The sequence below is a fragment of the Flavobacterium paronense genome, assembly GCF_030409795.1.
Lineage (GTDB): Bacteria > Bacteroidota > Bacteroidia > Flavobacteriales > Flavobacteriaceae > Flavobacterium > Flavobacterium paronense.
In genome coordinates, this window is sequence record NZ_JAUFQN010000019.1 from 2,083,027 (window position 1) to 2,098,073 (window position 15,047).

General features: G+C 33.5%; 14 protein-coding genes. 7 read left to right on the forward strand and 7 right to left on the reverse strand.

Translation table 11 applies throughout. The features are described from left to right. The first annotated feature begins 2 nt into the window (after positions 1 to 2). The 3 genes from QWY90_RS10345 (at position 3) to QWY90_RS10355 (ending at position 2,547) form a co-directional block, all read left to right on the forward strand. Positions 3 to 299 (forward strand): winged helix-turn-helix domain-containing protein, encoded by a 297-nt coding sequence (locus tag QWY90_RS10345; RefSeq protein WP_290285852.1) that lies wholly within the window; start codon positions 3 to 5, stop codon positions 297 to 299. Positions 300 to 398: 99 nt separating this feature from the next. After that, the gene (gene creD, locus QWY90_RS10350) at positions 399 to 1,757 is read left to right on the forward strand and encodes a cell envelope integrity protein CreD (RefSeq protein ID WP_290285853.1); all 1,359 of its coding nucleotides are present in this window, start codon (positions 399 to 401) and stop codon (positions 1,755 to 1,757) included. A 25-nt stretch (positions 1,758 to 1,782) separates the two neighbouring features. After that, positions 1,783 to 2,547 carry an oxygenase MpaB family protein gene (locus tag QWY90_RS10355; protein ID WP_290285854.1) on the forward strand — a complete coding sequence of 255 codons (765 nt, stop codon included), beginning with the start codon at positions 1,783 to 1,785 and terminating at the stop codon, positions 2,545 to 2,547. A gap of 42 nt (positions 2,548 to 2,589) precedes the next feature. Here the strand turns inward: QWY90_RS10355 and QWY90_RS10360 are convergent, their stop codons facing one another. From QWY90_RS10360 to QWY90_RS10375, 4 genes are all read right to left on the reverse strand, one after another. Next, positions 2,590 to 3,624, reverse strand: coding sequence for an o-succinylbenzoate synthase (locus QWY90_RS10360; protein WP_290285855.1), 1,035 nt, complete (start codon positions 3,622 to 3,624; stop codon positions 2,590 to 2,592). A 2-nt stretch (positions 3,625 to 3,626) separates the two neighbouring features. Beyond that, on the reverse strand, positions 3,627 to 4,304 hold the full coding sequence (locus QWY90_RS10365; RefSeq protein WP_290285856.1) for a metal-dependent hydrolase: 678 nt from the start codon (positions 4,302 to 4,304) through the stop codon (positions 3,627 to 3,629). Positions 4,305 to 4,306: 2 nt separating this feature from the next. Beyond that, on the reverse strand, positions 4,307 to 5,230 hold the full coding sequence (menA, locus tag QWY90_RS10370) for a 1,4-dihydroxy-2-naphthoate octaprenyltransferase (RefSeq protein WP_290285857.1): 924 nt from the start codon (positions 5,228 to 5,230) through the stop codon (positions 4,307 to 4,309). Between the two features lie 61 nt (positions 5,231 to 5,291). Beyond that, positions 5,292 to 6,131 carry a 1,4-dihydroxy-2-naphthoyl-CoA synthase gene (locus tag QWY90_RS10375; RefSeq protein ID WP_290285858.1) on the reverse strand — a complete coding sequence of 280 codons (840 nt, stop codon included), beginning with the start codon at positions 6,129 to 6,131 and terminating at the stop codon, positions 5,292 to 5,294. Between the two features lie 314 nt (positions 6,132 to 6,445). On the opposite strand from QWY90_RS10375, the gene QWY90_RS10380 reads away from it, so the two are divergent. After that, positions 6,446 to 7,690: an MFS transporter gene (locus tag QWY90_RS10380; RefSeq protein ID WP_290285859.1), complete on the forward strand. Its 1,245-nt coding sequence runs from the start codon at positions 6,446 to 6,448 to the stop codon at positions 7,688 to 7,690. A 72-nt stretch (positions 7,691 to 7,762) separates the two neighbouring features. Here the strand turns inward: QWY90_RS10380 and QWY90_RS10385 are convergent, their stop codons facing one another. Further along, entirely contained in the window at positions 7,763 to 8,824 is a 1,062-nt protein-coding gene (locus QWY90_RS10385; RefSeq protein WP_290285860.1) for an NAD(P)-dependent alcohol dehydrogenase, read from the reverse strand. 251 nt (positions 8,825 to 9,075) lie between these two features. Here QWY90_RS10385 and lipA point away from each other — a divergent pair, with 251 nt between their 5' ends. From lipA to QWY90_RS10400, 3 genes are all read left to right on the forward strand, one after another. Further along, positions 9,076 to 9,945 (forward strand): lipoyl synthase, encoded by an 870-nt coding sequence (gene lipA, locus QWY90_RS10390; protein ID WP_290285861.1) that lies wholly within the window; start codon positions 9,076 to 9,078, stop codon positions 9,943 to 9,945. Between the two features lie 23 nt (positions 9,946 to 9,968). Further along, on the forward strand, positions 9,969 to 10,961 hold the full coding sequence (gene gap, locus QWY90_RS10395; RefSeq protein ID WP_290285862.1) for a type I glyceraldehyde-3-phosphate dehydrogenase: 993 nt from the start codon (positions 9,969 to 9,971) through the stop codon (positions 10,959 to 10,961). 97 nt (positions 10,962 to 11,058) lie between these two features. Next, a complete protein-coding gene (locus QWY90_RS10400) occupies positions 11,059 to 13,173 on the forward strand; it encodes a tetratricopeptide repeat-containing hybrid sensor histidine kinase/response regulator (protein ID WP_290285864.1) in 2,115 nt (704 codons plus the stop codon). On the opposite strand, the gene QWY90_RS10405 is transcribed toward QWY90_RS10400, so the two are convergent. Then, positions 13,170 to 13,985: a purine-nucleoside phosphorylase gene (locus QWY90_RS10405; protein WP_290285865.1), complete on the reverse strand. Its 816-nt coding sequence runs from the start codon at positions 13,983 to 13,985 to the stop codon at positions 13,170 to 13,172. The two genes, QWY90_RS10400 and QWY90_RS10405, sit on opposite strands and share 4 nt — an antisense overlap. Next, positions 13,957 to 14,976 carry a tetraacyldisaccharide 4'-kinase gene (gene lpxK / locus QWY90_RS10410; RefSeq protein WP_290285866.1) on the reverse strand — a complete coding sequence of 340 codons (1,020 nt, stop codon included), beginning with the start codon at positions 14,974 to 14,976 and terminating at the stop codon, positions 13,957 to 13,959. The genes QWY90_RS10405 and lpxK overlap by 29 nt, the downstream gene beginning before the upstream one ends. Positions 14,977 to 15,047 lie beyond the last annotated feature (71 nt).

The following is a 15,047-nucleotide window of genomic DNA, read 5'->3' on the forward strand; positions in this document are numbered from 1 at the left end:
TCTTGAAAACCATCATACAAAATATCAACAAATCTTTTGATCACCGAATTCGTCTCGGGATTATGTCAGTGCTGATGGTCAATGAAAGTGCCGATTTTAATATGCTCAAAGAAATGCTAGGCGTTACCGATGGAAATCTTGCCAGTCATACCAAAGCCTTGGAGACCGAAAACTATATTATGATTGAAAAACAATTCATCGGAAAGAAACCAAACACGAGGTATATTGCAACGACTGAAGGAAAAAAAGCATTTAGAGAACACATTGAAGCATTGGAAAAACTAATCCAAAAAAGTTAATCTATTTTTTTATCCATAAACTTTGAATTTCAAAGTACTTTTAAATAAATTAAAATCGTATTTCACAATTATTAACTCAAACATAAAAACAATTAAATCATGGAAATTTCAGAAAAAGAACCACAAGAAGAAAGAACTGGCTTCTTTCAATCAACAACCGCAAAAATGCTAATGGTAGGATTCCTAACTTTAGTCTTATTAATTCCGCTATTTTTTGTGCAGGATTTAATTCGGGAACGTTCACAACGAAAAACAGCAATGGTTGATGAAGTGACCAATTTATGGGGAAAAGACATTTTATTCTACGGACCGATTTTACGAATTCCGTACACCAGTTATGAAGCCTACAATGTCACCAATCCCAAAACTGGAGTAACAACAATCGAGAGAAAAGCAGTAAGTAATTATGCTTATTTCTTTCCGAATGAATTGAAAAATACTTCAAATATCAAGAAAAATGAATCGCTGAAACGCGGTATTTTTAATCATGTTGTCTTCAAGGCAGACATGAATTTCAATGGAAATTTCACAAGTCCAAATTTTACAAAATTGGGCATAACCGAAGAAAATATTCAATGGAACAAAGCATCCATAATTGTAAAAACTACCAATCTAAAAAGCATCAAAAGCGAATTGAAAATTCAATTAAACAATGACAAATTCTCTTTTGAACCACAAAATAATGACAAAAGTGATTACAGTATTTTAGCCACAAACAGCTTTGATTACAAAGCCTTAATCAAAAATGATAAAATCAATTTTAATTTTGGAATAACCTACAACGGAAGCAATAGCGTGAAGTTTATTCCTGTTGGAAAAGTTACTACCGTAAGCGTAGATTCTGATTGGGAATCACCAAGTTTTGAAGGTTCATTTGCTGCGAGCGATACCACAAAAACCATAAATAATAAAGGTTTTCACGCCGATTGGAAAATTCTGGATATCAACCGAACATTTACACAACAATATGTGAACGCTTTGCCTGATTTGGATGATTATCTGTTTGGAGTAAAACTTATCCAAACTGTTGATGAATACCAACAAAACGAACGTGCTTCAAAATATGGTTTTCTGGTTATTGGTTTGACTTTCCTGATTTTCTTCCTAATTCAATCGGTTAGCAAAATCAATATTCATATTTTCCAGTATTCTATGATTGGGTTGGCGCTGATTATGTTTTATACTTTGCTGATTTCAATTACAGAACACAGTACGTTTAGCTTTGCTTATACCGTTGCCGGAACTTCAGTTGTCGCTATGATAACTATGTATTCTATTTCGATTTTGAAAAATAGAAAGTTTCCAATGTTCATCGGAATTTCGCTTTCAGTTTTATACACCTTCATCTACGTGATTATTCAAATGGAAGATTACGCATTATTGGTTGGCAGCATTGGATTGTTCTTAATACTTGGAGCTGTGATGTATTTCTCTAGAAAAATCGATTGGAGTAAGTGAATTTGTAACTGATAAATAAATTATAATGGAACTATTCGTTGAAAAAGATTCAATAGTTAGAGAAATCTGGGGAAAGAGCGATACGGTGCTTTTTATATTTGCCGGAGCTTCTGCTGAGTTTGCGCTAAATAAGGCTGTAGACTGGCTCTATTTTACAGGAAAACTGCCTTCGGATCCTTTGGGAAGATTGTTTTCTACAGTAAAGTATGCAAAGTCGATTGTCTTTTCGCCTAAGGATGATGCGAATGCTTCGATTGATGTACTCAGAAAAATACACGGTAAAGTAGAACAAAACAGAGGTACTCAGATTCCAGATTGGGCTTATCGCGATGTGTTATTTATGTTAATTCATTACTCAATTGCATCTTATGAGCTTTTGGAAACAAAATTGACTTACGATGAAAAAGAAGAAGTCTATAATGTTTTTCATCGTGTCGGAACAAGAATGGGGTTATCTGAGTTGCCTTTAAATTATAAAGATTGGCTACCTATAAGAGAATCACATTTGAAGGAAAACTTAAAACAAAGCAAATACACTTTTGACCTATTTAAACAATATAAAAAGCATCTTGGAGTACTGAGATATAAAGTGCTGATAGAAGCTCAAAAATTAGTAGTTCCAAAACATGTAAAAAAGGAATTATATCTAAATGATTTCTCCTTACTCACGATTGTTATCCCTATTTACAAATTCAGTCGAAATATAAAGATTGATAAATTCTTTAAAAATATATTGCTCCCAGCTAAATATAAAACAGAAATTAAAGAGTTAGATATACATCCAGGATAACATAATTTTCAAAAGAAAAACCTGTTCAATTGAGCAGGTTTTTTATAAATTAAAATTCCATTCTTTGTTTTTATCATACCAAAGTTGTCCATTAGAAACCGTCAACGGAGAGTCAAAATTATTAGTATATAAACTTCCTGTTCCTAATCCTTGAGGCATCAAATTACTTTGCAAAAAAGTAAATTGAGCAATGGCGTTCAAACCAACATTACTTTCCAAAGCGGAAGTAATCCACCAACCAATATTTAATTTTTCAGCTATAGAAATCCACTCTAAAGTTCCTCTAAATCCGCCAACAAAACTTGGCTTTAAAACGATGTATTGTGGCTTAATTTCTTGAAGTAAATTCTCCTTTTCCTTAGTAAAAAAAACGCCAATAAGCTCTTCATCTAAAGCTATAGGAATTTGGCTATTTTTACACAAGACTGACATCGTGTCAGTGTGTTTTTTTTTAATGGGTTGTTCAATACTATGAAGTTTAAAACCAGTTATTTGGTTAATTTTATATAAAGCTTCATTTTCATTGAAAGCACCGTTAGCATCAACCCGAATTTCAATAGCTTTTTCATCAAAATTAGCTCGGATAAAGCGCAACAAATCGATTTCTTTATCAAAATCTATGGCTCCAATCTTCAATTTTACACAACTAAAACCTTGTGAAATTTTGTCCTCAATTTGAGCTTTCATGAACGCTTCATTACCCATCCAAACCAAACCATTTATCGAAATGCTTTTAGTGTTTTTTGTAAAATCAGAAGGAAATAAAACAAATGGATTTTCACTTTTTAAAGACAAAAAAGCCATCTCAATTCCAAATTGAATTGATGGAAATTCGACTAATTCTTCCCAAAGTTTTTGCTCTCCGAGATGCATATTTTCACATGTCCATTTTAATTTTTCTTCATAATCGGGTCTGTCATCTGCAGATAATCCACGAAGAATTCCGCACTCACCTATTCCTTTTTTACCGTCTTTTTCCAAGATGATAAACCAGGTTTCTTTATCGGTTAAAATGCCTCTTGAAGTTCCTGAGGCTTGTTTGAAATTGAGTATGTATTTGAAGTAAGATGCTTTCATCATTAAAGCGAAATGCTTTCTCCAATATCTAAAAGCATTAAATCTTTTCCAGCGTCAAAGAATTTCTTTTTGGCTTCATCGTGATTGATAATAATAAAACCAAATGTATCATAATGACAACCTAAAATCTTATCGCAATCAACAAAATCTGCAGCCATGATAGCATCTTCAACATCCATAGTGAAACAATTACCTATTGGCAAAATCGCTAAATCCAATTTAGTTCGCATCGGAATTAGTTTCATATCCATTGTAAGTGCTGTGTCACCGGAAATGTAAATATTTTTGTGCTCGCCTTCAATTACAAAACCACCGGGATTTCCGCCATAAGTAGCGTCAGGAAAAGAACTTGAGTGTATTGCGGCAACATATTTAACTCTTCCAAAATCAAACTGCCAGCTTCCGCCGTGATTCATCGGATGATATTGAAACCCTTTATTACCAAAATAAGTAGCTATTTCCCAATTGGAAACAATAATCGAATTGTTGTTTTTAGCAATAACCTCAACATCTGCAATATGATCAAAATGAGCATGCGTTATGAGAATATAATCTGCTTTTAAGGCAGCAATATCAATATGAGTAGCTTTTTCATTTCCTGAAATAAACGGATCAACTAAGATGTATTTTCCGCTGACTTCAATTCCGATACAAGCATGTCCGTAGAATGTAATTTTCATAATTAGATATAATTAACCAATAAATCAGAAATAAAATAGATTAAACTCAAAGCCAGTAAAATTGAGAGAAAGAAGGTGCTCAATGCTAATTTCTTTAACTCAGGATCTAACAGTTTTGGATTTCTGTTTTTACGCACTCTTATCAAATGACCAGCTAATGGAAAGTAAGCGGCTACAAAAATGTATTGATCAAAATGAAAGTCATTTAAAAAAGCAAAAGCAACTACCAAAACCATGGCAGACAAAACTAAAAAATAATGGTATTTTTTTGCCCACGCACCGCCCTTTTGAACAACAATTGTATTCTTACCAGCTTTTCGATCGCTAGCTTCATCACGCATATTGTTTAAATTCAACACACCAACGCTCAAAAAACCTATTGCTGTTGCAGGCAATAATAAAAGCCAATCTATTTCTTTTGAAAACATAAAATACACACCAAACGTGCTTACTAATCCGAAGAAAATAAAAACAAAAACATCACCATATCCGCGATATCCATAAGCGCTATTTCCAACAGTATATCGAATAGCCGAAGCGATAGCTAAAATTCCCAAAAACAAAAAGATAAGTGAATAAAGCAGATAACTTTCCTTGAAAGCAAAATAGATTAGTGAAATGGCAAAACCTAAGGTAACAATTGAAGTTAAAATCATTGCGTTTTTCATTGCAAATGGCGTAATAACTCCTTTTTGAATGGCTCGTTTTGGTCCAACTCTATCATCGTTATCAGTGCCTTTTATTCCGTCACCATAATCATTGGCAAAATTGGAAAGAATCTGCAATCCTAAGGTTGTGAGCAAAGCAAAAATCACAATGTTCCAATTAAACATAGCTTGTGACATAGCATAAAAACTACCAACAATAATTCCCGAAACCGAAAGTGGCAATGTTCTTAATCGTGCGGCTTCAATCCAATGTTTCATTTGATATAATATTAAATCTAATTATTTTTTCTGCTTTCTGCTACTGCTTACTGAACACTTTTTATGGCAACCATTTCTTTTCAAAATTTGGTTTTCTTTTTTCTAAAAATGCATCTCTTCCTTCTTTGGCTTCATCAGTCATATAGGCTAATCTTGTAGCTTCTCCTGCAAAAACCTGTTGTCCAACCATACCGTCATCTGTTAAATTCATTGCAAATTTTAGCATTTTTATAGATGTTGGTGATTTTTCCAGAATTTCTTGCGCCCATTGATAAGCTGTATCTTCAAGTTCAGCATGAGGAATAACGGCATTGACCATTCCCATATCAAAAGCTTCTTGAGCCGAATAATTTCTTCCCAAAAAGAATATTTCACGCGCTTTCTTTTGTCCAACCATTTTTGCCAAATAAGCCGAACCATAACCGCCATCAAAGCTCGTTACATCAGCATCGGTTTGTTTAAAAATTGCATGCTCTTTGCTGGCTAAAGTCAAATCGCAAACCACGTGCAAACTATGTCCGCCACCAACTGCCCAGCCGGGAACAACACAAATAACAGCTTTTGGCATAAAGCGAATTAGACGTTGAACATCTAAAATATTTAATCTATGATATCCATCATCTCCAACATAACCTTGATGACCTCTTGCTTTTTGGTCACCTCCTGAACAAAATGACCAAACACCATCTTTGGAACTTGGTCCTTCAGCCGAAAGCAGAATCACCCCAATTGAAGTATCTTCTTGCGCATCATGAAAAGCCTGTAATAATTCAGCTGTGGTTTTAGGACGAAATGCATTGCGAACATCAGGGCGATTGAAAGCTATTCTAGCAACACCATTGCATTTTTTATAAGTTATGTCTTCAAAATCTTTAACTGTTTTCCATTTAATTGAATTCATGTAAAAACTAAAATTTGTTAAAATAATAAGTTAAGGAAAATAAATCGCTCTATTTCAGCGTAAAAATAAAGCATTTTTTACTCTTAACTACAAAAACAAATTGTAAATCCTTATGACTAAATCAATATTTCACATTCCTTTCCTATATTAGATAAAAAGCTATTTTAGTTATGTTGATTAAAGATGATTTGATTAAAAAACGAAATGAACACTTGGAGTAAAATCAAATGACTTTACAAAAATGGACCTACAGGAATCACATTCTTACAGGTTTTTATTTTTATTTCTATATTTAACAAATAAAATCCATAGAAATGAAACTCTTTACCACCAAAGAAAAATTCCGAATTCTATTTAGTTTCCCAGTAATTATTGCCTCACTTGGATATTTTGTTGATATTTATGATTTATTACTTTTTGGCATTGTCCGTATTCCAAGTTTAAAAAGTATGGGTTTGGATGCAGATAAAGTGGGCACGATGATTATTAATTATCAAATGATTGGACTAGTCCTTGGCGGAATTATTTGGGGTGTTTTTGGAGATAAAAAAGGACGGCTTTCGGTTTTATTTGGTTCTATTATAGTTTATTCGTTAGCCAATATCTCTTGCGGATTTTTACCTCAAATGAATTTTGCGGACAAAGGAACCATTTATGCTGTCTTACGTTTCATTGCTGGTATTGGTTTAGCTGGCGAATTAGGTGCAGGAATAACATTAGTTTCAGAAACCCTACCTAAAGAATTGCGTGCTATCGGAACTTCAATTGTGGCTGGTTTTGGCGTACTTGGTGCTGTAGTTGCCCAATTTACTGTTGAATTAGCCGGAAGTTGGACAACAGCTTACATCATTGGCGGATTACTGGGTTTGGCATTATTAGTATTGCGAATTAGCGTAGCTGAAAGCGGAATATTTAAAACTGTCAAAGAAAACAAAGCAATAAAACGCGGTGATTTCTTTTCCTTTTTTTCTAATAAAGAGCTTTTTCTTAAATATATGCGTTGTGTTTTTATTGGAATTCCCATCTGGTATTGCATCGGGATTTTGGTTTTTATGGCAAACCAATTCGCACCCGAAATGGGAATCGTTTCAATCAATCCCGGAAAAGCGATTATGTGGTGCTATATTTTTGCATCGATTGGTGATTTTTCTAGCGGATTCATTTCGCATGCATTCCGCTCACGAAAGAAAACTATTTTAACAATGCTTTTATTTAACGCTGTTGGCGTTTGCTTACTTTTCTTAAGTGGACACAAAACTGAAAATATGTATTATTTCTATTGTGCCTGGGTTGGACTGGGTGGCGGTTATTGGGCTATGTTTGTCACTGTAGCAGCAGAACAGTTTGGCACTAACTTAAGAAGTACTGCAACCACGAGCGTTCCTAATATGGTTAGAGGTTCTGTCCCGATTATGCTTATTGGTTTTGATTATCTAAAACAAACTCGCAGCGTAATTGTTTCTGCCGCAGTTATAGGCGCTATTGCTTTTGGATTGGGAATTTATGCAACATTTACTATCAAAGAAACTCATGATAAAGATTTGGACTTTGTAGAGTAATGGAAAGACTCTTTTAATATTAAACAAAAAAAAGCAGCGATAAAGCTGCTTTTTTAATTATTTTTTGTTGCGCTATTCATTTTTCAAAGACGCCATATCGATTACAAAACGGTAACGCACATCGCTTTTTAACATTCTTTCGTATGCTTCATTGATATCCTGCATCTTAATAATTTCAATTTCGGATACAATGTTGTGTTCCCCACAAAAATCGAGCATTTCTTGGGTTTCTGCAATACCTCCTATTAAGGAAGCAGCTACAGCTTTTCTTCCCATTATTAAGGGAACAGTATTTAAAACGGGGTCTAATCCACCTAAATAACCAACCAAAACCAACGTTCCGCTAATTCCTAACGTAGTGATATACGGATTTACATCGTGTACATAAGGCACTGTATCAATAATTAAATCAAATTTTCCCGCTACTGAAGCCATATGAGCATCATCTGTAGATATGATTACGGCATCGGCACCTAAATCTAAAGCATCTTTTTCTTTGCCTGGAGATCTTGAAAACAAAGTTACTTCAGCACCTAATCCTTTCGCTAATTTTATAGCCATGTGCCCTAATCCGCCTAAACCTACTACAGCTACTTTACTTCCTTTACCTACTTTCCAATGACGTAATGGAGACCATGTAGTTATTCCGGCACAAAGTAATGGAGCGACAGCAGCTAAATCTAAATTAGCTGGTACTTTCAAAACATAATTCTCATCTACTACTACTTTTTCAGAATAGCCACCGTACGTAATTCCGCCAAGATGTTTGTCGACACTATTGTAAGTACCAATCCATCCGTTTAAGCAGTATTGTTCTAAGTCTTGTTTGCAGCTATTACATGTTCGGCAAGAATCGACTAAACAGCCTACTCCAGCAAAGTCACCTACTTTTAGTTTGGCTACACCGCTTCCTACTCTAGTTACTTTACCTATAATTTCATGTCCTGGAACCGTAGGATAAGTTGTGAATCCCCAATCGTTTCTTGCAGTGTGCAAATCAGAGTGACAAACGCCACAAAACAGGATTTCGATTTCTATATCATTTTCTAAAACCTCTCTGCGCTCAATGGTCATTTGCCCTAAAGGAGCATCAGGAGCACCTGTCCCATATGCTTTTACATTTGTTGTTGTCATATTTTTTTGGCTATAAATTATGTTTTTGTTTACTCTTGAAAGATAGTGTTTATTCATTGGATCAACTAAAGTTCATTGATAGTATTTGCAAATAGTGATATAGTTCACTTTTTTGTTTTATATTGATTATTTTAAAATCTCATTAGATAAATTTGTGATGAAAAAACAATCACAAAAAACAAAAAAATCCAAATGGTGTTAACGCCATTCTAAAATTTACCTTTGTATCTTTGTAGCGAAAAAAATGGAACATGGAAACCCTTTTAGATACTAATTTGCCTGTAGGAAAGCCTAAATGGCTGAAAGTAAAACTACCTATTGGTCAAAAATATACTGAACTCCGTGGCTTAGTCGATAAATACAAACTCAACACTATTTGTGCTTCGGGTAGTTGCCCAAATATGGGTGAATGCTGGGGCGAAGGCACCGCTACTTTTATGATTTTGGGAAATATTTGTACACGCTCCTGTGGTTTTTGTGGTGTAAAAACTGGTCGTCCGGAAACGGTAGATTGGGATGAACCCGAAAAAGTAGCGCGTTCTATTAAAATCATGAAAATCAAACATGCCGTAATTACTAGCGTTGATCGCGATGATTTAAAAGATATGGGGTCTATCATTTGGTTAGAAACCGTTCAAGCAATCCGCCGAATGAATCCCGAAACAACTTTGGAAACGCTAATTCCCGATTTTCAAGGTGTAGAAAGAATCATCGACAGAATTGTAGAAGCCAATCCTGAAGTAGTATCGCACAATGTAGAAACCGTTCGTCGTTTGACACGTGAAGTTCGTATTCAGGCGAAATATGACAGAAGTTTGGCTGTTCTAAAATACTTAAAAGATCAAGGAATTCGTAGAACCAAATCGGGCATCATGCTTGGTCTTGGTGAAACTGAAGAAGAAGTGATACAAACCATGAGCGATTTGCGTGACCAAAATGTTGATATTGTTACCATTGGACAATACTTACAACCAAGCAAAAAACATTTGCCTGTAAAAGAATTCATTACTCCGGAACAATTCGCGAAATACGAAAAATTGGGTAAAGAAATGGGATTCCGTCATGTTGAAAGCGGTCCGTTAGTACGTTCCTCTTATCACGCTGAAAAGCATATTCTATAATTATTTTGAATTTTAAATTCTAAATGAAAAAAACACTTGTCGCCATTAATGGTTTTGGCCGTATTGGAAGAAATCTTTTCCGGTTGCTGCTTAATCATTCTTCAATTGAAGTCGTCGCCATTAATGATATTGCCGACAATAGAACGATGGCTCATTTGATAAAATACGATAGTATTCATGGTGTTTTACCTTATGATGTTTCCTTTGATGACACATCGATAATCGTTGACGGAAAGCCGTATTTGTTCTTTCACCAAAGAGAAATCAATAATATTAATTGGAACAATATTGATTTTGTAATAGAATGTACTGGTAAATTCAACACATTTGATGATATTAACAAACACATTTTAGCTGGAGCCAAAAAAGTAATTCTATCAGCACCTTCTGAAGTACCAGAAATTAAAACTGTAGTTCTTGGTGTAAATGAAAATATCCTGGACGGAACTGAAAATATAGTTTCTAACGCTAGTTGCACAACCAATAACGCAGCTCCAATGATAAAAATCATTAACGAACTGTGTGGTATTGAGCAAGCTTATATCACAACCGTGCATTCCTACACAACTGACCAAAGTTTACACGATCAACCGCATAAAGATTTACGTAGGGCTCGGGGTGCAAGCCAAAGTATTGTTCCAACAACAACAGGTGCAGCCAAAGCATTAACTAAAATTTTTCCGGAAATGGAAGGTAAAATTGGCGGTAGTGGCATTAGAGTACCAGTTCCTGATGGCTCTTTAACTGATATTACCTGTTATGTAAAAAAAGAAGTTTCGATTGCTGAAATCAATGCTGCCTTTAAAAATGCATCTCAAACTTTTCTCAAAGGAATTCTGGATTACACAGAAGACCCAATCGTTTCTGTTGATATTATTGGCAATAAAAATTCGTGTCTTTTTGACTCGCAATTAACTTCCGTCATCGGAAAAATGGTAAAAGTTGTTGGTTGGTATGATAATGAAATTGGTTATTCTTCCAGAATAATTGACTTAATTCTTTTGTTAAGAAAATAATTTCCCTACATTTAGCCTCCCTAATTTTTATTGGCCAAGCTAAATGAAATGGATTTTGATTTTCCTGTTATTTCCTATTGTCTTTTTTGGGCAAAGAATGTCAATAAAAAAAATTGATAGTACTGCTTATTACATACAACTGGCCAACTTCAATAAAAAGACAAACAACTATAAATCTTCATTAGCTTTTTCTCAGAAAGCTTTTAATTACGCCAAACTTAATAATAAAATTAAAGGAAAGGCAGATGCCTTATTTTCGCTTGGCTTAACGTATTTTGAGTTAAAAAAAATGAATGATGCTCTGGAGTCTTTCACCAATAGTGCCGAATTATACAATCAACTTTTGCCATCAACCGATTATGCCTTGTGTTACTACAATATGGGCCTTTGTTATATGAGTTTGGAAGAATTTGACAAAGCTGAAGATAGTTTTGATAAAGCAGAATCCGTTTATAAAGTTTTGAAAATCGATGCTTCTCCCTTTATGAATTTACAAAAAGGTATTTTATATAAAAATAACGGAAAGACAGAATTGGCTTCCAAGTTATTTAATGAAATCATTTCAAAAGACGATAGTAAAGATTTATTTAAAACCAAAGCCGAAGCTTTATACCAATTAGGAACGATTGAAGAAAAATTAAACCATTACAATTTAAGCGTTAACTATCTTAATAGAGCGTTAACCTTAAGTACAAAAGATAAAAATTTAGATCAAAAAGCTAAGATATTATTAGATTTAAGTATGTCTTACGAGAAACTTCTTGACTTAAAAAAATCGTACATCTATCTTAAAGCACACATAGAATTAAAAGACAGTCTTTCCCATCTGTACAATAAAAAATTAAATGTTAATGATTATGTAAGTTTCAAAGAAAGTGAACGAATGAAGGCCATTGAGCAAATGACAAAAGAATATGAAGCTCAACAAAAGACTAATAAATTTGCTAAGCTTATTAGTATTTTAGCTATTGCTCTGATTACCATTTTGTCGCTTTTGAGTTTGTCATTATATAAAAATAATATTATCAGAAGCCAATCAAACAATATCTTAAAAGAGAAAAATTTTGAATTACAAATAGCAAAAGATAATGCTGAAAAAGCATCTAAAGCTAGAGCAGAATTCCTTTCAACTGTAAGTCATGAATTAAGAACTCCATTAAATGCAATCAATGGAATTACACATTTGTTGCTTGAAGACAACCCAAAACCAAATCAATTGCATTATTTAAATTCGTTAAAATTTTCAGGCAATTACTTATTGACGTTTATTAATGAAATCTTAGAAATTAACCGAATTGAATCAAGCAACATTGAAATTGAATATATCAATTTTAACATCAAACAATTGCTGCTGGATATTCAAAATTCAATGACTGAAATTGCTTCAAATAACAACAATAAATTCACTTTAGAAATTGATGAAAATATCCCCGAAATAGTTCTTGGCGACCCAACCAAACTCTCTCAAATATTTATCAATTTGATTAATAACGCACTCAAATTTACTAAAAATGGGGAAGTTAAAGTGATGGCTAAATTAATCGAAACAGGGGATGATTTTTCAAGAATAAATTTTGCAGTAAGTGATACTGGAATTGGGATACCCGAAGATAAACAGGAAACTATTTTTGAGAGTTTTTCGCAAGGTTCAATTGAAATAAACAGAAAATATGGCGGAACAGGTTTAGGTTTAACCATTGTTAAAAAAATAGTAGATTTACTTGGAGGAGAAATCAATTTAGAAAGCCAAGTTGGTGTTGGGACAACATTTGATTTCGAATTAAATCTATTTAAAGGAACCAAAGAAGTTATCACTGAAAAACCAAAAATGTACTCGGATGATATATTAATAGGTAAAAATATTTTGGTTGTAGAAGATAATAAAATCAACCAAATGGTAACTAAAAAGATGCTGGAGAAAAAGGAGGTTATATGTCAAATTATTGACAATGGTGAAGATGCTGTTGAATTATTGAGCAAAGAAAATAATTTCGATTTAGTATTAATGGATGTTCATTTACCAGGCATAAATGGCACTATTGCAACACAAAAAATAAGAGAGTTTGATATAAAAAAGCCAATCATTGCGTTAACGGCTATTTCTCTAAATGAAAATAGAGAAATGCTATTATCTTTTGGCATGACCGATGTCATCACCAAACCTTTTGAACCCGAAAATTTCTACAGAATTATTGCCTTGAATTTGAGTTAGAACTGTAGAATTAATTCTTTGATTAACTTTCTAACTTGAGGTTCCGCTTTTGCTGCTGCTTTTAGAACTTCATCGTGGCTCACTTCTTCCATACTTGCTTCAACATCTCCCATATCTGTAACTACAGACAATCCAAAACATTCGATTCCCATGTGTCGAGCTACAATTACTTCAGGAACTGTAGACATTCCAACACAATCAGCACCAAGAATTTTTACCATTTTGTATTCAGCAAAAGTTTCAAACGTTGGACCTTGCAAACCAAGGTAAACACCATCATGAACTGTAATATTATTTTCAACTGCTATTACTTTGGCTTTTTGAATCATAGCTTTATTATAAGCTTCATTCATATTCAAAAATCTAGGGCCAAAACGCTCGTCATTTTTCCCTCGTAACGGATGCTCTGGGAAAAAATTAATATGATCTTTAATAATCACAACTGAACCTACTTCATAATCAGAATTTACCCCACCAGAAGCATTGGAAACAACTAATTTAGTAACTCCAAGATATTTCATCACACGAACCGGAAAAGTTACTTGCTTCATGTCGTAACCTTCATAAAAATGAAAGCGCCCTTGCATTGCCATCACTTTTTTATCGCCAATAGTTCCAAAAACCAAAGCTCCTTTATGTCCTTGAACAGTTGACACAGGAAAATTTGGAATTTCGTTGTATGGTAATGTAAATTCAATAGTGATATCGTCAGTAAAACTTCCTAATCCAGATCCTAAAATAACACCATATTCAGGCGTGAAATTGGTTTTATTTTTAATATAATTAACGGTTTCTTGTACAAGTTCCCACATAGTTTAAAATAGTTTGATCAAAAGTCTCTTGATTACTCAAAAATTGACTTTTTATTGGTAAATAAAATAATTGCTTTCTTAAAATTTTAGCATCCAAACGTACAAAATCTTTTTCAGTTGTAACGATGATTTTATCAATGGCTCTACTTTTAATGGATAAAATTTCGCTCTCACTAAAATGATGATGGTCAGAAAATGTCATAATTTCATCAGTATCAGCTTGTAAAAATTCGAAAAAAGGTCTTGGTTTTGCAATTCCGGCAAGTAAAATTTTTTGTATTAATTTAACTTCACTAACTGCTAAAGTTGTTTCTTCATTATAGACTTTATCGTCATAAGAAACACAGCTAAAAAAAATTGGTAAATCAATTCCTAATTTCTTTTTGATGTTTTCTTGTTGAAGTTCTGTACTGTTTGCCGGGCATTTAGTTACAATGATTAAATTCGCTCTTTTAGCTCCGTTTCTGCTTTCGCGAAGATTGCCTGTTGGCAATATATAATCATCGCAAAACAAATCGTCATAAGCCGTCAAGAGTATATAAAAACCTGCTTTTACTTTGCGATGTTGAAATGCATCATCTAACAAAATGATTTCTGGCTTTGTTTTTTGTTTTAACAATTGTTCGATTCCGTTGCGTCTGTCAGCATCAACAGCAACCTGAATAGTTGGAAATTTTTTAAAATACTGAAAAGGTTCATCACCCAGAGTTTCCGCATTAGCATTGGCATCAGCCAAAATAAATCCTTCTGACTTTCTTTTATAACCACGACTTAAGGTTGCCACTTTATAATTAGGCGAAAGTAGCCGAATTAAATACTCAATTTGAGGTGTTTTTCCAGTACCACCAAAATTTAAATTCCCAACAGCAATAACAGGAATATCAACTGAATACGATTTTAGTATACCTTTATCATAAAGATAATTTCTTAAAAAAGTTATAAAACCATACAATATGGCAAAAGGAAAGAGTAATTTTCGCAACAAATTCATACTACGAAAGTAACGATTTTTTATCTTTGAATAAAAATTATTCTGATTACAATACGCAATGAAAAAACAGT

Excerpts from the sequence above, each read along its gene's own strand:
- creD (WP_290285853.1), top strand. The coding sequence starts at position 399 with ATGGAAATTTCAGAAAAAGAACCACAAGAAGAAAGAACTGGCTTCTTT.
- QWY90_RS10355 (WP_290285854.1), top strand. The coding sequence starts at position 1,783 with ATGGAACTATTCGTTGAAAAAGATTCAATAGTTAGAGAAATCTGGGGA.
- QWY90_RS10360 (WP_290285855.1), bottom strand. The coding sequence starts at position 3,624 with ATGAAAGCATCTTACTTCAAATACATACTCAATTTCAAACAAGCCTCA.
- QWY90_RS10375 (WP_290285858.1), bottom strand. The coding sequence starts at position 6,131 with ATGAATTCAATTAAATGGAAAACAGTTAAAGATTTTGAAGACATAACT.
- lpxK (WP_290285866.1), bottom strand. The coding sequence starts at position 14,976 with ATGAATTTGTTGCGAAAATTACTCTTTCCTTTTGCCATATTGTATGGT.
- menA (WP_290285857.1), bottom strand. The coding sequence starts at position 5,230 with ATGAAACATTGGATTGAAGCCGCACGATTAAGAACATTGCCACTTTCG.
- QWY90_RS10385 (WP_290285860.1), bottom strand. The coding sequence starts at position 8,824 with ATGACAACAACAAATGTAAAAGCATATGGGACAGGTGCTCCTGATGCT.
- QWY90_RS10405 (WP_290285865.1), bottom strand. The coding sequence starts at position 13,985 with ATGTGGGAACTTGTACAAGAAACCGTTAATTATATTAAAAATAAAACC.
- QWY90_RS10365 (WP_290285856.1), bottom strand. The coding sequence starts at position 4,304 with ATGAAAATTACATTCTACGGACATGCTTGTATCGGAATTGAAGTCAGC.
- QWY90_RS10380 (WP_290285859.1), top strand. The coding sequence starts at position 6,446 with ATGAAACTCTTTACCACCAAAGAAAAATTCCGAATTCTATTTAGTTTC.
- QWY90_RS10400 (WP_290285864.1), top strand. The coding sequence starts at position 11,059 with ATGTCAATAAAAAAAATTGATAGTACTGCTTATTACATACAACTGGCC.
- lipA (WP_290285861.1), top strand. The coding sequence starts at position 9,076 with ATGGAAACCCTTTTAGATACTAATTTGCCTGTAGGAAAGCCTAAATGG.
- gap (WP_290285862.1), top strand. The coding sequence starts at position 9,969 with ATGAAAAAAACACTTGTCGCCATTAATGGTTTTGGCCGTATTGGAAGA.